The following is a 16,838-nucleotide window of genomic DNA, read 5'->3' on the forward strand; positions in this document are numbered from 1 at the left end:
GAGTTGGTGGGGGTGTCGGACGCGGAGCTGACCGTCGGGACGGCCGGGCCGGTGGCCACGATCGTGATCTCCAATCCGGGGCGGCGCAACGCGATGACCGCCGCGATGTGGCGGCAACTGCCGGTGCTGCTGGACCGGCTGGAGGCGGACGAACGGATCCGCGCGCTGGTGCTCACCGGCGCGGCCGGGACCTTCTGCGCCGGGGCCGACCTGGGTGACCTCGACGAGCTGCTGGACGCCGGGGACGCCAGCATCGCTGTGGCCGCCGAGGAACGGCTCGCCGCCTTCGCCCGGCCGACCGTGGCCGCGATCGAGGGCGCCTGCGTCGGGGGCGGCTGCCAGCTCGCGGTCGCCTGCGACCTGCGCCTCGCCGCCGCCGACGCCCGGTTCGGCGTGCCGCCGGCCCGGCTGGGCCTGGTCTACCCCGTGCCCACCACCCGGCGGCTGGTCCGGCTGGTCGGCCCGTCCGCCGCGAAGCACCTGCTCTTCACCGCCGAGCTGATCGACGCCGAGCGGGCCCTGCGGATCGGGCTGGTCGACGAGGTGCTGCCGCCCGACGGGCTCGCCGCCCGGGTGGGCACGGTCACCGCCGCGATCGCCGAACGCTCGCGGCTCACCGTCGCCGCCGCCAAGGAGATCGTCGACGAACGGGCCGACGAGGACCGGATCGCCTGGTGGCACGGGCAGGTCCGGGCCAGCGGGGAGGCCCGCGAGGGCGTTGCGGCGGCCAACGAGCGCCGGCCGGCCCGGTTTCGCTGGACCCCGCCCGCCGCTGGCTGACCCCGGGCGCGACCGCCAGGGGACGGCCGGCGCGACGCCGGCTCTCCACGACCGTCCGTCGACGCGGGGGCCGGCGGGTGCCGCGCCGGGGCGTACCCCTGACGCGGCCCCCCGTTCCCGCCGGCCGGTCCGTCACCGCCCGGCGAGCGCCGCCCAGCTCGGCACGACCGGCTCGTGCCGCAGCGGCATGCCCGCCTCGGCCGGCGTCCGGTCGCCCTTGCGTTGGTTGCAGCCGTAGCAGGCGGCGGTGGTGTTCCGCCAGGTGTTCCGACCGCCGCGCGAGCGGGGCAGCACGTGGTCGACGGTGCCGGCCGGCCCGCCGCAGTAGGCGCAGCAGTGGCCGTCGCGGCGCAGCACGCCCGCCCGGGACCAGGCCGGGCCGGCGCTGAACCGCCAGCGGGTCACCACGTACCGGACGAGGCGGACCACCCGGGGGACCGGGAAGACCCCGATCACGCGGTCCGGCTCGGCCTCGTGGATCTCGGCGACCCGCCGGCAGAGCATCCGGATCGCGTGTTGCACGGTGACCCGGTGCAGCGGGCCGAGGTCGGCGTTGATGACGAGAACGGCGTCCACCGGGCACTCCCTCCAGGATCGACGGTGGGTGGGCCGGCCGGCGGGGAGCCGTCCGGTCCAGCTGGGGACGGGGCGGCTCGACGCGTGCGGGCACGCGTCAGCCGGGCCACCCGTCCCGGGGGGCCTCACTGCGACAGCCATCGACGGGCAGCATTGTCGACACCGTGCTGAAGTGCGACAACGGCATGACTTGCTCCCGCCGGGCTGGTTGACCTTGCGCGATCACGGTAGGTCGGCGGGGGTGAGGCCGGCAACGTATTTCGATCCGCCCGCGACCTCGCCGGGCCCGCGCTGGCGGCGGGACCGGGCGGTGGCGCGGGCGGTGGCCAGCGGCCGGGTCACCCGGTCGGCCATCCGGACGGTCAGCTCGCCCTCCAGCAGCGGCCGGTTCACCTCCCCGGCCACCGCGAGGGCCGGCCCGGACACCGTCCGCCAGACCGCGGTCAGCCCGGCGCCCAGGCCGACCAGGGCGACGGCGGCCCGGGTGGCGGGGGAGCCGGCCGCGGCGGCGGCGCTCACCCCGACCACGGCGAGGAGCACCACCAGCAGCGGGGCCAGTACCGGCCAGAAGATGCCCCGGGCCGCCCGCGCCACCAGCTTCCGGTCCCGGATGATCACGTTTCGCGCGACGACCGCGTAGTCCTCCTCGTCGAGGAGGTCCCGGGGGTGCAGCCCGCCGGTCAGCACGCTGCGCCACAGGTCGCCCTGGTTGCGCAGCTCGCGGGCCAGCTCGCCGAGGCCGGCCTCGGCCGGGTCGCCGACCCCGGCCCGGGTGACCGCGTCGGCCCATGCCCGCAGCGACCGGCGCACCACCGCGGCCGAGTACGGCGGCAGCACGCTGGCCAGCTCGTCGAGCCAGCGGCTGATCTCGATCTGCCGGCCGGCGAAGCGCCACGGCACCTGGTCGGCGTCGCCGCGCCGGACGGTGTCGGCCAGCGACCTGCCGAGCCGGTAGGCAAGCCCGACCCGGTGGTTGGTCGCCATCGCCCAGCGCAGCACGTCCACGTTGAGGTCGTCGAGGGCCAGCAGCAGCGTCCCGGCCCCGGCCGGCAGGGCGGCCCGGGTGTCCCCGGTGGACGGGACGCCGCCGCCCGGGGCGACCGTGGGCGGCGCGGCGGTGCCGCCGCGGGTCAGCCCGGCGATCTGGGCGAGCGCCACGTCGATCCCGTCCAGGTACATCCCCAGCCGCCGCCGGCCGGACATCTCGGTGAAGTTGGTCAGTTTCGCCGGCGGCTGCGCCGGCCGCCCGTCCGTCGACAGGTCGGCCGTCCGCGCGTGGTGGTACGCGTCCGCCAACCACCAGCCCAGCCGCAGCGCCGTCACGATGCAGGCCCGCTCGTCGCGCAGCAGCCCGTACGCGTCGTCGTACCGGCCGCCGCCCGCCTCGTCGCCGGGCGGCCCGCCGGCCGCGTCGCGCCGGTGCACCGTGGACACCCTCTCGACCTCCCGTGCCGGCGACGCCGGTGGATGTCAGCCGAGGATAGATCAGATTTGCGGCAGTTTGTGGTGAATCAGGGCTTTTGCGGCCCTCGCCGCGCGAGCAGGCCGCGCGGGCGGACCGAGCGGACGGGCTCGGCCGCGGCCCCCTCGGCCCGCAGGATGTGGTTCGCCGCGATGATCCCGGTCGCCGCCGCCCGCTCCATCAGCGCGCTCGGGAAGTCGGTCCGGACGCCGTCGCCGGCCAGGTAGAGCCCGTCGGCGCCGGTGCGCACCCCCGGCCGCCACGCGTGACCGCCCGGGGCGAACGCCGGGGCCCGCGCCTCCACCCGGGCCCGCAGCTCGCGCACCCGCAGCCGGGCCGCCTCCGGCCAGAGCGCGACCAGCTCGACCCGCATCCGCTCGGCCAGCTCCTCGGCCGGCACCCCCTCGTCGCAGGCGTACGCGTGCAGCTCCACCACCGAGCCGCCGGTGCGCTCCGCCCAGCGGCGCGACTCGTCCTCCAGCCGGTGGTACAGGGTCACCGAGTCCAGCGTGGGCTGCCGGGACACCCCGCTGAACACCGCCCGCCCCCCGTCGACGTCCCCGTCGCACCAGTACCGCGCCACCGCGTACGGCGGGCCGGGGGCGCCGAACGCGGGCATGGCCGCCACCAGCTCCGGGGCGGCACCGGCGAGCACCGGCGAGGCGCCCACCAGCAGGGCCAGCGCCGGTGGGTCGACGGCCAGCACCACGTGCCCGGCCGGGTACGCCGCGCCGTCGGCGGTGGTCACCCGCCAGCCGTCCGGGCCCCGGTCCAGCCGGGTCGCGGCGGCCCCGGTGACCACCCGTCCGCCGTGCTTATCCACGTGCCGGGTCAGCGGCTGCCAGATCGCGGTGGCGTAGTCCGCGTCCGGGCAGTCGAAGGTCAATCCCTCAGGGTTGCCGAGCAGGTAGAAGTGGAACTGGGCGATCATCTCGGCGGCCGACATCTCCGCCTCGTGGTTGAAGAACGAGTGGGAGAAGACCTCGAACAGCATCGCCCGGGCCCGGTCCGGCAGCCGCAGCGAGGTGAGCAGTTCGTCGGCGGTGGCGCCATCGAACTCGGCGTACGTGCGCACCGGGTCGTAGGTGAGCAGCGGCAGCGCGGCGTCCCGGTCCATCCCGCGCAGGTCGGCCAGGCGCAGGCTCGGGCTGCGCAGCAGCAGGGCGAGCAGGTTCGCCGGCGGGGCCGGCGGCAGCTTGCCGAACTCCTCCGTCGGCCACTCGGCGCTCAGGACCGGGTACCCGGGAACCGGCCTGAGGAACGCCAGCCCCGGGTCGATCCGGCGCAGGATCGACCGCCAGTTGTAGTACTGCCGGAAGAACGCGTGGAAGCCGTGCTCGTTCACCTGGGTGCCGTCGGCCAGCGGCTCCGGCCACGCGCCCAACCGGCCGCCGAGGGTCGACGCGGCCTCCAGCACGGTCACCCGCACCCCGCGCTCGGCGAGCACCACCGCCGCCGACATGCCGGCGATCCCGCCGCCGACCACCACGGCCTCGACCGGGAGCGACACGCGCGGGGCGGCACCGCCGCCCGGGTCCACCACGTGTTCCCGTACGCCGATGAACCGGCCCACCAGCCGCGACAGCGCCATGCGACTCAGTCTGCCCGAGGGGCGGGGGAGGGGCCGCTTCCGACGCGGGGCGGCCGGCGAGGGCTTCCGGTCACGACGGGCGGCAGTGCGGCTCGCGGTCGGAGGCGGGCCAGACGTACTCCAGGCCGGGCCCGACGTCGTCGAAGAACGGACGGTAGTGCTCCGGATCCTTGCGCAGCAGCGAGGAGCGGTGGCTGCGGTGCAGGTCGTCGCGGCCCAGCCAGGGCGGCAGCTCGCCGGCCTGCGCCAGCACCTCCTGGGTGCGCACGGTGACGACGCCGCAGGCGGCGGCGAGGTCGGTGGCCAGCGTCGCCGCGCAGGTGTCGGCCCGGCCCGGCTCGCACCACACCGCGCAGACGTCCAGGCCGTAGCGGACCAGCGCCTCCTCGTACCCGGCCCACATCTTGACCGCCGGGTGGTTGCGCCAGCCGTACCCCGGCCAGGTCAACCCGCGCAGCACCTGGATGGCCTCCACCCGCTGCTTGCCCAGCCGCCTCTGGTCCAGCGTCCGGGCGCTGGCCAGGAAGTCCGGGTACGGCAGGAACGTCTGCATGCCGCTGCTCTACCCGTACCGGGCCGCGACATTCGTTCATGATCGTGTGGGGCTGCGCGGTCGCCCGTCGGCTGACTACGATTCGGCGCATGGCGGAGCCCCTGCGTGACCGCGCGCGTCGCGCCACCGGGTGGCGGCTGCGGATGAACGGGGAGAACCGCCCGCACTACGTCGTCTGCGGGTCGGACCCGCTGGCGTACTGGGTGGTGCGGGCGCTGCTCGCCACCGAGCTGGACACCGGCCGGATCCGGATCACCCTCGTGGTGCCCGAGCGGCGCCGCTCCGAGGGCCCGGACGGCCGGGACGTCGACGGCATCCAGGTCGTCCGGGCGGACCGGCTCGACGAGGCGACGTTCCGCCGGGCCGGGCTGGCCGGCGCGGACGGGCTGGCCCTGCTGCACCAGGACGACGTCGGCAACATGCACGCCGCGCTCTGCGCCCAGGAGGTGGAGCCCCGGCTGCGGCTGGTGGTGCGCATGTTCAACACCAGCCTGGCCAACGGGGTGCGGCAACTCTTCCCCGACTCGGCGGTGCTCTCCGACGCGTCGATGGCCGCCCCCGCGTTCGTGGCCGCCGCGCTCGGCGAGGTCGCCCCGACACACTTCCGACACGGCGGACGCACCCTCTACGTGGCCCGCCGCACCGACGTCCGCCCGCAGGACGTGGTGTGCGGGGTGGCCGACACCGGCGACCCGTCCCGGCCCCGGGTGCTGCCCGCCGACGAGGCGACCGCCGACGTGGTGCTCGCCGAGGCGACCGGCCAGCCGCCCGGCACCGAGTTGGCCGCCCGCAGACTGGTCCGCGCCCGGCGCCGTCGCCAGCCGGTCGCGGTGCTGCTCCGCGCGGTCCGCAGCTTCGCCACCCGCAAGATCGGCATCGCCGTGCTGGTGCTGCTCGCGGTCATCGCCGCGCTGGGCTGGCTCAACTCCCGTGCGGCCGGGGTCAACTGGGCCGACGCTCTCTACCTCACCCTGGTCACCACGCTCACCGGCGAGGATCCGGACGTCACCAAGCCCGTCGCCGCGCAGGTCATGCAGGTGGTGCTCAACCTGGCCGGGCTGGCGCTGATCCCGCTGATCACCGCCGTGGTGGTCGACGGGATCGTCAACGCCCGGCTGGCCCTGCACGCCGGGCGGATCCAGCCCGACCGGTCCGGGCACGTGGTGGTCGTCGGGCTGGGCAACATCGGCACCCGGGTGATGGCCCAGCTGCACGACTTCGGCGTCGAGGTGGTGGCCATCGACCGGACCCCGGACGCGCGGGGCGCCTCGCTGGCCCACCGGCTCGGGGTGCCCGTGCTGGTCGGCGACGCGGCGCTGGAGGAGACGCTGCGATCCGCCTCCGTGGAGACCTGCCAGGCGCTCGTCGTGGCCTCCACCGACGACGGGGTCAACCTGCGGGCCGCGCTGAACGGTCGGGGGCTCAACCCGGACCTGCGGGTGGTGCTGCGGCTGTTCGACGGCGATTTCGCCGAGCGCATCCAGAAGGCGTTCGGGATCGGCATCTCGCGCAGCGTGTCGTACCTGGCCGCGCCCTCGTTCGCCGCCGCCCTGCTGGACCGGGCGGTGATCGCCACCATCCCGGTGGGCCGGCACGCGCTGCTGGTCACCGAGGTGCCGGTGGCCGCCGGGTCGCCGCTGGACGGCCGCCCGCTCTCCGCCGTGGCCCACCCCGGCGAGGTACGCCTGCTCGCGCACGCCCGCGCCGGGCTGAAGGCGGACTGGTCGGCCGATTCCCGCCTGGTGATCAGCGCCGGTGACCGGTTGACCGTGGTGGCCCGCCGGGCCGGGCTGACCGCCCTGCTGCGCGAGACCACCCCGCCCCCGCCGGACCACCCGCCCGACGCTCCCGCCGGCCCGCCCCCGCCCCGGGCGAGCGGGGAATGAGGGGATTCCCGAATTCGTGCCTTCCGGCGGCCTCCAAGGTAGTGTGGAAGTCATGGCCGCCGCGTACGAGGAACTTCCATTCAGCGATTTCCTGCACAAACCTGCGGCTGGGGCAGACCGGCTGGAGTCGGTACGCGCGCTGCGGCTGCGCCGACGGGGGGCCGGCGATCTCGCGTTGACGCGTGCTGACCAGTTGGAGCGGGACGCCGTCGTCATCGATTTAACGGCCCGGCTGCTGGCCGGGCTGGTCCGCACCCAGCCGTCGGACGCCGTGCGCCGGGTGCTCGGCGAGGCGCTGCCGTGGGTCTCCTTCCTGCCCGAGTCCGACGTCGACCAGTTGCTCACCGAGTTGATCGAGGTGGCCCAAGGCGCCGCGTCGCTGGAGAACCTGTCACCGGTGGCGGTGCTGCTGGCCCAGTGGCGGCACACCGCCGAGATCCACGCCGACCCGGCGCTTCTGGAGATGCTGACCCGCGAGCCGACGGGAGATCTCGGCCCGGTGCCCATGCCCGAAGGGCGGGAGTGAGCCCGAAGCGCGGAGACCGGGCGGCACCGCCAGCCGTCGGCGTCGAGTTCGAGCTCCGCTTCGCCGACTCCGCCGCCGCAGACGGCTGGGAGCACCTTGCCCGTCAGGTGCCGGCGAATCTGAGGCGTGCCTACGAGGCTCTGCGGGCAGCTCCCCGGGCGAGGAACACGCCGGAGCGACAGCACCGCCTCAAGGGCTCACTCGCGTCGGCCGTCTGGAAGGGCCAGGAGTTCGAGCGCTGGCAGTACGAGGTGACCGGCGGCGGGCGAATCTGGTACCTGATCGACGACGAGCGTCGTACGGTCTGGCTGACCTACGCCGGCGTCGGCCACCCGCGCGAGACTGCCTGATCAGCGCCCTCGGCGGTGGACGCCGTACCCGGTGAACAGCGCGGGCCGGCTCCAGGCGCCCAGCCGTCCGGGCAGCGGAACGTCGTCCCACGGCACCCGGCGCAGCAGCCGGTCGAGGAACAGCCCGAGCAGGAGCCCGGCGATCGAGTCGGTCAGCCAGTGCCAGCCCAGGTAGGTGGTGGTGCAGAGCACGACCACCGGCGGCACCGCCCGGACCACGGTGACCAGCGACGGCGGGACGGTCCGGTTGAAGGTGGCCAGCAGCGGCGCCAGCAGCAGCGCGATGACGCCGTACCAGACGATCGCGTTGGCGACGTGCCCCGACGGGTAGGACTGGGCGAACCGCACCGGCAGGTCGTGCTGGAACAGTGGCAGGGTCGCCTCGGCGGGCAGGAACGGCTCCTTGACGCTGGCGCTCGGCGCGGGCCGCGCGGTCCACACCTTCAGGGGGCCGATGGTGAAGGACGTGAGCACGAAGGCGAGCACCGGCGGCAGCACCGGCCGCACCGACCGCGCCCGGACCGCCAGCAGCACCCCCATGCCCAGCGCGATCAGGGTCAGCGGGCTGCCCTGGCCCAGGTAGTTGAACACGACCGCGACCCAGTACGCCGCCGTGGGCCGGTGCGCCTCGGCCCAGTCGGCCACCGCCCGGTCGACGCCGAACAGCCGGTCGGCGGCGAGCGCCGCCGTCAGACCGACCAGGGCGGCGACCAGCAACGCGTCCCACCACCAGCCCGCCGGCCGTACGGGCCGGAGCTGGACTTTCCGCCGTACCGCTTGGGTTTCCCGCACGCGACCACGCTACCGGCCCGCCGCCCGCAGGCTGTGGGGCGAGCCACGAAGAGAGGCGCTCGGCCGGGTTACCCGGCATGCTTGTCGGCGTGCGGATCACCTCTGCCCTTGTGGACCCGGCGTTGCTCGACCTCCCCTGGTCGACCCCGCTGGAGAAGTGGCCTGCCGAGCACCTGGTGGCGCTGCCGCAGGGCATCTCTCGGCACATCGTCCGGTTCGTCCGGTTCGGTGAGTACGTGTATGCGTTCAAGGAGACCCGCGAGCGGATCGCCGAGCGGGAGTACGACCTGCTGCGGGCCCTGGAACGGATCGACTTCCCGTCGGTCGAGGCGGTGGCGGTCGTCGCCGACCGGCAGACCGAGGACGGGGAAACCCTCGAATCGGTGCTGATCACCCGGCACCTACAGTTCTCGCTGCCCTACCGGGCGCTCTTCTCGCACACCCTGCGCCCGGAGACGATGGGCCGGCTGCTCGACGCGCTGGCCGCCCTGATCGTCCGGATGCACCTGACCGGCTTCTTCTGGGGCGACTGCTCGCTGTCCAACACCCTGTTCCGCCGGGATGCCGGCGCGTTCGCCGCCTACCTCGTCGACGCCGAGACCGGGGCGCTGCACAACGCCCTGTCCAACGGCCAGCGGGGCGAGGACCTGGAGATCGCCCAGGTGAACATCTTCGGCGAGGCGCTCGACCTCCAGGCCGCCGGGCTGCTGCACGAGTCCATCGACCCCGAGGTGGTCTGCGAGGAGGTCGTGCAGCGCTACGAGCGGCTCTGGCACGAGATCACCTACGAGCAGCAGATCGAGCGGGAGGCCCGGCACGACATCGAGGGCCGGATCCGGCGCCTCAACGAGTTGGGCTTCGACGTGGCCGAGGTGGCCCTGTCCACCATCGCCGACGGGCGGTACCTGATTCGGCCGAAGGTGGTCGACGCGGGCCACCACCACCGCCGGTTGCTCCGTCTTACCGGCCTGGACGCCGAGGAGAACCAGGCCCGCAGGCTCCTCAACGACCTGGACGCGTACCGGGCGGAGAGCGACCTGTCCGACGAGCAGCAGGCAGCCCACCGCTGGCTGACCGAGGTGTTCGAGCCGGTGGTCCGGGCGGTGCCGGCGAACCTGCGGCGCAAGCTGGAGCCGCAGGAGCTGTTCGCGCAGATCATCGAGCACAAGTGGCTGTTGTCCGAGCGGGCCGGCCGGGACGTCGGCATGGGCCCGGCGGTGCAGTCGTTCCTGTCCGACGTGCTGGTGCACCGCCCCGACGAGCAGGCCGTCCTCGGGGTCGAGGTCGACGCCCTCGGCTGAGCGGCCGTCGGGCCGCGACACGTGCCCGGCGCGGAAACGCCCAGGGCAGGTGTCGCGGGGGTGTGCCATCACGTCCAGCGGGTCTGCCAGGTCGGCCCCTTTGGAGCTGCCCGCATAAACGGGGCAGCCGCAGACGGGGCCGAACCGGGCCCTGCCCGTCGGGCGTGGGCGCGTGGGCGGGGCAGCTTCAAAGGGGCCGCACATGTTCCTGCCCGTCCGGCGTGGGCGCGTGGGCGGGGCAGCTTCAAAGGGGCCGCGCCGGGCCGGGTCGGCCCCGACCCGCCGTCCCGACCGGCGGGGCGTCACTCCAGCCAGGAGCCGCCCTTCATCACCCGGACCACGTTCAGGTCGTCGTCGAGGACGACCAGGTCGGCGCGGAGGCCGACCTGGAGCGCGCCGACCCGGTCGCCGAGGCCGATGGCCCGGGCCGGGGTGGTGGCCACCATCCGGCAGGCGTCCGCCATCGGGATGCCGGCGTGCACGGCGTGCCGCAGGGCGGCGTCCATGGTGAGGGTGCTGCCGGCGATCGCGCCGCCCCGGGTCAGCCGGGCCACCCCGTCGGCCACGGTCACGGACTGGCCGCCCAGCTCGTACTCGCCGTCGGGCATGCCGGCGGCGGCCATCGCATCGGTGATCAGGGCGGCCCGCTCCGGGCCGGCGGTCGAGGTGGCGAAGGTGAGCATCCCGGCGTGCAGGTGTACCCCGTCGGCGACCAGCTCGCAGACCACGCTCGGGGCGTCCAGCAGGGCCACCACCGGGCCCGGCTCGCGGTGGTGCACCGGGCGCATGCCGTTGAACAGGTGAGTGCCGACGCTCGCGCCGGCCGCCACCGCGGCCCGGGTCTGGTCGTACGTGGCGTCGGTGTGGCCGACCGCGGCGACCACCCGGTGGGTGGTGAGCAGCTTGATCGCCTCCAGCGCGCCGTCCCGCTCCGGGGCCAGGGTGACCATCCGGACCGCGCCGCCGCCCAGCTCGATCAGCGCGGCCAGCTCGTCGGTGGACGGGTCGCGAAGGAACTCCGGGTTCTGCGCGCCGCACCGGGCCGAGGAGAGGTACGGCCCCTCGAAGTGGACGCCGGCCAGCACGCCCTCCTCGACGAGCGGCCGGAACGCGGCGGTGGCGTCCCGCATCAGCTCGTACGGTGAGCTGACCAGGCTGGCCAGCAGCGTGGTGGTGCCGTGTCCCAGGTGGAAGGACGCCGCCTGCCGGGCGGAGTCGGCGTCGCCGGTGGTGAACGTGTGCCCGCCCCCGCCGTGGGTGTGCATGTCCACGAAACCCGGCACGATCCAGTGCCCGTCGCGCGCGGACGGATACTCGGCGACGGCGGTGATCCGGTCGCCGTCCAGCTCCACGCAGCCCTGCCGGACCACGCCGGTCGGGGTCACCACCTTGCCGTTCACCCGAAGCGCCATCACTTCTCCAGACTGTCGAGGGCGAGCAGGGCGGCGCCGAGGCAGCCGGCCTCGTCGCCGAGGGCCGCCGCGACGAGACGCGGCTCCCGGTGGAAGGTCATCCGCTCGTGCAGCGCCGCGCGCAGCGGGTCGAACAGGAGGGGTCCGGCCTGGGCCAGGCCGCCGCCCACCACGACAGTCTCCACGTCGAACAGGGACTGGCCGGTGGCCAGGCCGTCGGCGAGCGCCTCGACGGCCTCCGCCCAGACCCGGGTCGCCGCAGGCTCGCCTGCTGCGGCCCGGTCGGCCACCTCGGCAGCGGTCGCGGGGACGCCGGTCAGCTCGGCGTACCGGCGGGCGATCGCCGAGGCCGAGGCGACCGCCTCCAGGCAGCCGCGCCGGCCGCAGCCGCAGCGCGGGCCACCGGGGCGGACCAGGATGTGCCCGATCTCCCCGGCGGCGCCGTGCGCGCCGGTGGCGGCCGACCCGTCGACCACGTGCGCGGCGGCGATGCCGGTGCCGATCGCCACGAACAGCACGTGCCCGGTGCCCCGGCCCGCGCCGAGCCGGGCCTCGGCCAGGCCACCGGCGCGCACGTCGTGGCCGAGCGCCATGGGCAGCCCGAGCCGCGCCACCGCCAGGTCCCGCAGCGGTACGTCCCGGAAGCCGACGTTCGCCGACCACACCGCCACCCCGGCGGCCTCGTCGACGACGCCGGGGACGGCGACGCCGAGCGCGACCGGCTCGAACCCGTCGGCCCGCGCCTTGCCGGCCAACCCCTCGGCGACGTCCAGGATGGTGTCGACCACCGCGTCCGGGCCCCGGCCCGCATCGGTGGGGTGGCGCTCGGCGCGCAGGGCGCCGCCGTCCCGGCTGACCAGGGCGCACTTCATCCCGGTGCCGCCCACGTCCAGCGCGACGACGACGTCGACTGGGCTCACGTGAGCACCACGGAGCGGGTCAGGTGCCGGGGCGCGTCCGGGTCGAGGCCGCGGCTGGTGGCCAGGGCGACGGCGAAGCGTTGGGCGAGGATCAGGTCGGCCATCGGGTCGACCGGGGTGCGCCCGGCCGCCCAGCTCGTGAGCACGGTGTGGCAGCCGTGGGTGCGGCTGTGCACGAAGGCGGCCCCGGTGGCTGCGACGTCCTCGGCCAGCCCTTCGGGGATGTCGCCGAACGCCCAGACCAGCCGGCCCGGGGCGGCGATCGAGATCGGGCCGTGCCGGTAGTCCATGGCCGGGTACGCCTCGGCCCAGAAGGTGGCCGTCTCGCGGCACTTCAGCGCGGCCTCCTGGGCCAGGCCGACCGTCCAGCCCCGGCCGAGGAAGGTGACCTGCTCGACCTGGGCCGGGTCGATCGGCAGCGGGGCCCGGACGGTGACCTCGGCATCGGCGGAGAGCGCGGCGAGGTTGTGGCCGAGGTGGGCGCGGAGCAGGGCCAGCGCGGTGGTCGCGAACCGGGTCTGCACGACCGAGCGTTCGTCGGCGAACGGCATGGTGATGGCGGCGGAGGCGAACTCGACGGCCGGGGAGCCGGGGTCGCCGACGATGACGGTGGTGGGGAGTTGGCCGCGCAGCGCGGCGAGCAACTCCAGTACCTCGGTGGTGGTGCCGGAGCGGGTGATGGCGATCAGCCGGTCGTAGCGGCGGCCGGGCGGGAACTCGGACGCCTGGAAGGCGTCGGTCTCGCCGTGGCCGGCGGCCTCACGCAGCCCGGCGTACGCCGTCGCCATGAACCACGACGTGCCGCAGCCGACGATGGCGACCCGCTCCCCGGGGCGCGGCAGGTGCTCGGTGACCGTGGGGGCCAGCAGCGCAGCCTCCCGCCAACAGTCGGGCTGACTCGCGATCTCCGCGTGGACGAACGCCATGAGAACTCCTCACCGGGCGGCCGTGCGCAATACGGCGCAATATGGCCGTCTTTCGCGCGTTATTCTGCGCGAGACATCGCGACCCTGGCAACCGGCTGCCCGATCGCGCAGAGCGAAGTTTTGCGCCTAGGTAGTTTCGCGCACTACTGTGCACGCAATCAATCATCCTTCGTGCAGAATCGGTGGAGGCACCCGCGGTGGACCGGTACGCCCGATGGAACGCGCTGCTGGAGATGCTCACTGACAACGGCCGGGTGAGCGTCGAGGATGCCGCGGGGCGGCTGGCCGTCTCCCAGGCCACCATCCGGCGCGACTTCGACCAGCTCGCCCAGCAGCAGATGATCACCCGGACCCGGGGTGGCGCGGTGGCCAACGGCGTCTCCTACGACCTGCCGCTGCGCTACAAGACCGCCAAGCACTCGGCCGAGAAGCAGCGGATCGGCGCCGCCGCCGCCGCGCTGGTCTCCCCGGGCACCGTGGTCGGCCTCAACGGCGGCACGACGAGCACGGAGGTTGCCCGGGCGCTGGCCGTTCGGCCGGACCTGAACACCAACGCCGAGGGCGCCCAGCTCACCGTGGTCACCAACGCGCTCAACATCGCCAACGAGCTGCTGGTCCGGTCCCGGATGAAGGTGGTGGTGGCCGGCGGGGTGGTCCGCCCCAAGTCGTTCGAGCTGGTCGGCCCGCTGGGCGGGGCGCTGCTGCGCGAGGTCACCTTGGACGTGGCCCTGCTCGGGGTGGACGCGATCGACCCGCAGCTCGGCGCCGCCGCCCACCACGAGGGCGAGGCGGCGATGAACAACCTGATGGTGGCCCGGGCGAAGCGGGTGGTGATCATCGCGGACTCGTCCAAGCTGGGCGGGCACGCGTTCGCCCGGATCTGCCCGGTCGACCGGGTGGAGACGCTGGTGACCGACTCCGGCGCGGATGCCGGGTTGGTCGACGCGTTCCGGGCGGCGGGCGTGCACGTGATCTGCGCCTGAGTGGCCGACACGCCGAACTGCATACCGGGTATTGCGGGCCGGTGTATACCGCGTATGGTGTGCCTCGTCACCTGCAGCTATCGGGGGAGGCGCAGCTTTGCCTGCTGTCCTGGAAATAGAAGGTCTACGCAAGACGTACAAGAGCCGACGCCGGGGCGTGCGACATGCCCTGGACGGCTTCGACATGCTGGTCGAGCAAGGCCAGGTGCACGGCTTCCTCGGCCCCAACGGGTCGGGGAAGACCACCACCCTGCGTACCCTGCTCGGTTTGATCCGGCCCAACGGCGGCCGGATGGCGATCCTCGGTCAGGAGGTGCCGGCCGCGCTGTCCGCCGTGGTCGGCCAGGTCGGCGCGATCGTGGAGAGCCCGCAGTTCTTCCCGCACTTCTCCGCCCGCGACACGCTGTCGCTGCTCGCCGGGGCCGGCGAGGTGCCGCAGAATCGGGTCGACGAGGTGCTGGAGCTGGTCGGCCTGCGGGACCGCGCCGGCGAGCGGGTCAAGACGTACTCGCTGGGCATGAAGCAGCGGCTCGCGGTCGCCTCGGCCCTGCTCAAGAAGCCGAAGCTGCTGATCCTGGACGAGCCGGCCAACGGCCTCGACCCGGGCGGCATCCGGGAGATGCGCACCCTTATGCGCGATCTGGCCGCCTCGGGGATGACCGTGGTGCTGTCCAGCCACATCCTCGGCGAGATCCAGCTCATCTGCGACTCGGTCACCATCATCTCGCTCGGCCGGCGGGTCGCGTTCGGCCCGGTCGACGAGGTGCTCGCCGAGCACTCCGGCGGCGCGGTGCGGGTCCGCCTGGAGGCGGCCACCGACCTGCCGAGGGCAGCCGACGCGCTGACCCGGGCGGGCGTGGCGGTGACCGCCCAGCCCGATCACCTGATGCTGGCCGGGGTCGACAAGCCGGCCATGGTGAGCCGGCTGCTCGCCGAGCAGGGCCTCTACGTAAGCGAGTTGGCCCCGGTCACGGTCGACCTGGAGAGCGTCTTCCTGGAGCTGACCGCGACCGCCCCCGTGCCGGGGCAGCATCGCCAGGTCGACGAGTCCACGAAGGTCGGCGGCACGGGTCAGCCCGGCGCCGTCGGAGGAGGTTGGGGCGCATGAGCCTCTATCGCACGGAGCTGCGCCGGCTGGGCAAGCGGCGCTTCACCCGCTGGGCGACGCTGCTCGGCCTGCTGGTCCTCGGGGCGGTGCTCGTCGGGGTCTTCTTCACCAACCAGAAGATCGGCGCCGACCAGCAGGCCGCCGCGCAGCGCCAGGCTGAGCAGCAGTACCAGGAGCAGGTGCGCTGGGCCGAGCAGGAACGGGCGGCCTGCGTACAGGCCAAGGCGTCCGGCCAGGAGCAGTCGGAGGGCCGGTACCCGCCGGACTGCGCGATGATCGAGGGTCCGCCGCGGGAGAGCATCCAGGCGGAGTGGTTCCTGCCGTCGACGTTCGACTTCCGCGGCAGCTTCGAGGAAATGATCGTCACGTTCACCGCGATCCTGGCGGTGATCGGGTTCGTGGTCGGCGCCTCCTTCGTCGGTGCCGAGTGGAGCTCCGGCGGGATGATGAACCTGCTGCTCTGGCGGCCCCGGCGGCTCACCGTGCTGCTGACCAAGCTGGCGGCGCTGCTGACCGGGCTGGTCGCCCTGACCGTGGCCGCCGCGGCGGTCTGGACCGCCGGGTTCTGGCTGGTCGGCACGCTGCGCGGCAGCACCGCGAAGATGACCGGCGGGACGTGGCAGTCGTTCGCGCTGACCGGGCTGCGCGGGCTGGTGCTGATCGTGGTCGCGGCGACCATCGGGTTCGCGCTCGCCTCGCTCGGCCGGCACACCGCGATGGCCCTCGGCGGGGCGATCGGGCTCGCCGTGGTCGGCCAGTTCGGCGTCGGCATCCTGCTGTCGATGGCCGGGACCCGGTTCATCGAGGCGTGGCTGCTGCCGACGTACGGGTTGGCCTGGATGCAGAAGAAGGTGACCCTGGAGAACTACGAGGCCTGCAACGCCACCTACTACGGGGAGTGCAAGCCGGACACCCTCGATCTGACCTGGCAGCACGCCTCGATCCTGCTCGCCGTCGGGCTGGTGGCCGCCCTCGGCGCGGCGCTGGTCACCATGCGCCGCCGCGACGTCGCCTGACCGGGTTCCGCCGGGGCGACCCGGACCGCACGTCCGATGCGGTCCGGGTCGCCCCTGGTTAGGCTGGTGATCCCCTGGTCGGCGTGCCTCTGCCGGCCCTTCGCACGCCCGCGTGAGGAGCGCCATGCCGCCTGCCGACGCCTCCCCGGCCGCCACCGAACGGCCCGAGCCGGGACGCCCCGGCGACGGCGACCGGGCGATTCCGGGCGTGGAGGCTCCGGAGGGCGCGGGCGGCCGGGAGCAGGTCGTCCCGCTGCCCCGGTCCGCGCCCGAGTCCGTCGCGCCGGCGTCCCCGCCCGAGTCCGTCGCGCCGGCGTCCGAGCCACCCGCGCCGGCCCCCGGCGCCGCCGGTCTCACCGAGCGCGAGCGGCGCATCCTCGCCTTCGAACAGCAGTGGTGGCGGCACGCCGGCGCGAAGGAGCAGGCAATCCGGGACGGCTTCGGCCTCTCCGCGACGCGCTACTACCAACTTCTCAACGGGCTGCTGGACAACCCGGCCGCCCTGGCCGCCGAGCCGGTGCTGATCGGCCGGCTGCGCCGCCTGCGCTCCTCGCGGGCCCGCAACCGGCGGCGCTGACCCGGCCCGGCCGGCCTTGTGGCTCGTCCCGGCCGGGAATGTCCCCGGCCGGGCCGGGTAGCCGGCGCGGTGGCGGAAG

At 74.5% G+C, this 16,838-nt stretch carries 17 protein-coding genes; 9 read left to right on the top strand and 8 right to left on the bottom strand.

Going from position 1 to position 16,838, the window contains the following annotated elements; genetic code table 11:
• The first annotated feature begins 6 nt into the window (after positions 1–6).
• The gene (locus tag ACH4T9_RS06170; RefSeq protein WP_396670765.1) at positions 7–780 is read left to right on the top strand and encodes an enoyl-CoA hydratase/isomerase family protein; all 774 of its coding nucleotides are present in this window, start codon (positions 7–9) and stop codon (positions 778–780) included.
• Between the two features lie 132 nt (positions 781–912).
• Here the strand turns inward: ACH4T9_RS06170 and ACH4T9_RS06175 are convergent, their stop codons facing one another.
• From ACH4T9_RS06175 to ACH4T9_RS06190, 4 genes are all read right to left on the bottom strand, one after another.
• Complete coding sequence (locus tag ACH4T9_RS06175) at positions 913–1,356, bottom strand: HNH endonuclease (RefSeq protein WP_396670534.1); 444 nt, start codon at positions 1,354–1,356, stop codon at positions 913–915.
• A gap of 222 nt (positions 1,357–1,578) precedes the next feature.
• A complete protein-coding gene (locus ACH4T9_RS06180) occupies positions 1,579–2,790 on the bottom strand; it encodes a hypothetical protein (RefSeq protein ID WP_396670533.1) in 1,212 nt (403 codons plus the stop codon).
• Positions 2,791–2,867: 77 nt separating this feature from the next.
• Positions 2,868–4,409 (bottom strand): FAD-dependent oxidoreductase, encoded by a 1,542-nt coding sequence (locus ACH4T9_RS06185; protein WP_396670532.1) that lies wholly within the window; start codon positions 4,407–4,409, stop codon positions 2,868–2,870.
• Positions 4,410–4,479: 70 nt separating this feature from the next.
• Entirely contained in the window at positions 4,480–4,962 is a 483-nt protein-coding gene (locus ACH4T9_RS06190) for an MSMEG_6728 family protein (protein ID WP_396670531.1), read from the bottom strand.
• A gap of 80 nt (positions 4,963–5,042) precedes the next feature.
• Here ACH4T9_RS06190 and ACH4T9_RS06195 point away from each other — a divergent pair, with 80 nt between their 5' ends.
• From ACH4T9_RS06195 to ACH4T9_RS06205, 3 genes are read left to right on the top strand one after another with little or no spacing between them, the layout of a single operon-like run.
• Complete coding sequence (locus tag ACH4T9_RS06195; protein ID WP_396670764.1) at positions 5,043–6,848, top strand: NAD-binding protein; 1,806 nt, start codon at positions 5,043–5,045, stop codon at positions 6,846–6,848.
• 52 nt (positions 6,849–6,900) lie between these two features.
• Positions 6,901–7,374 (top strand): hypothetical protein, encoded by a 474-nt coding sequence (locus tag ACH4T9_RS06200; protein WP_396670530.1) that lies wholly within the window; start codon positions 6,901–6,903, stop codon positions 7,372–7,374.
• On the top strand, positions 7,371–7,724 hold the full coding sequence (locus tag ACH4T9_RS06205) for a hypothetical protein (protein ID WP_396670529.1): 354 nt from the start codon (positions 7,371–7,373) through the stop codon (positions 7,722–7,724). Before ACH4T9_RS06200 ends, ACH4T9_RS06205 begins: the two co-directional genes overlap by 4 nt.
• Here ACH4T9_RS06205 and ACH4T9_RS06210 read toward each other — a convergent pair whose 3' ends face one another.
• Positions 7,725–8,516 (bottom strand): phosphatase PAP2 family protein, encoded by a 792-nt coding sequence (locus tag ACH4T9_RS06210; RefSeq protein ID WP_396670528.1) that lies wholly within the window; start codon positions 8,514–8,516, stop codon positions 7,725–7,727.
• Positions 8,517–8,593: 77 nt separating this feature from the next.
• Between ACH4T9_RS06210 and ACH4T9_RS06215 the strand changes: the two genes are divergently transcribed.
• Complete coding sequence (locus ACH4T9_RS06215; RefSeq protein WP_396670527.1) at positions 8,594–9,817, top strand: DUF4032 domain-containing protein; 1,224 nt, start codon at positions 8,594–8,596, stop codon at positions 9,815–9,817.
• Positions 9,818–10,119: 302 nt separating this feature from the next.
• On the opposite strand, the gene nagA is transcribed toward ACH4T9_RS06215, so the two are convergent.
• The 3 genes from nagA to ACH4T9_RS06230 are packed head-to-tail and all read right to left on the bottom strand — an operon-like array spanning position 10,120 to position 13,075.
• A complete protein-coding gene (gene nagA, locus ACH4T9_RS06220) occupies positions 10,120–11,229 on the bottom strand; it encodes an N-acetylglucosamine-6-phosphate deacetylase (RefSeq protein WP_396670526.1) in 1,110 nt (369 codons plus the stop codon).
• Positions 11,229–12,149, bottom strand: a complete 921-nt coding sequence (locus ACH4T9_RS06225) for an ROK family protein (protein WP_396670525.1) — start codon at positions 12,147–12,149, stop codon at positions 11,229–11,231. The genes nagA and ACH4T9_RS06225 overlap by 1 nt, the downstream gene beginning before the upstream one ends.
• Positions 12,146–13,075 carry an SIS domain-containing protein gene (locus ACH4T9_RS06230; RefSeq protein ID WP_396670524.1) on the bottom strand — a complete coding sequence of 310 codons (930 nt, stop codon included), beginning with the start codon at positions 13,073–13,075 and terminating at the stop codon, positions 12,146–12,148. Before ACH4T9_RS06230 ends, ACH4T9_RS06225 begins: the two co-directional genes overlap by 4 nt.
• 197 nt (positions 13,076–13,272) lie before the next feature.
• Here ACH4T9_RS06230 and ACH4T9_RS06235 point away from each other — a divergent pair, with 197 nt between their 5' ends.
• The 4 genes from ACH4T9_RS06235 (at position 13,273) to ACH4T9_RS06250 (ending at position 16,759) form a co-directional block, all read left to right on the top strand.
• Complete coding sequence (locus ACH4T9_RS06235; RefSeq protein ID WP_396670763.1) at positions 13,273–14,058, top strand: DeoR/GlpR family DNA-binding transcription regulator; 786 nt, start codon at positions 13,273–13,275, stop codon at positions 14,056–14,058.
• Between the two features lie 184 nt (positions 14,059–14,242).
• Positions 14,243–15,166, top strand: a complete 924-nt coding sequence (locus ACH4T9_RS06240; protein ID WP_396670762.1) for an ATP-binding cassette domain-containing protein — start codon at positions 14,243–14,245, stop codon at positions 15,164–15,166.
• Positions 15,163–16,182, top strand: coding sequence for an ABC transporter permease subunit (locus ACH4T9_RS06245; protein ID WP_396670523.1), 1,020 nt, complete (start codon positions 15,163–15,165; stop codon positions 16,180–16,182). Before ACH4T9_RS06240 ends, ACH4T9_RS06245 begins: the two co-directional genes overlap by 4 nt.
• 124 nt (positions 16,183–16,306) lie before the next feature.
• A complete protein-coding gene (locus ACH4T9_RS06250) occupies positions 16,307–16,759 on the top strand; it encodes a DUF3263 domain-containing protein (protein ID WP_396670522.1) in 453 nt (150 codons plus the stop codon).
• Positions 16,760–16,838: the final 79 nt, after the last annotated feature.

Origin of the sequence: Micromonospora sp. NPDC020750 (assembly GCF_044334565.1) — a bacterium.
GTDB lineage: Bacteria > Actinomycetota > Actinomycetes > Mycobacteriales > Micromonosporaceae > Micromonospora.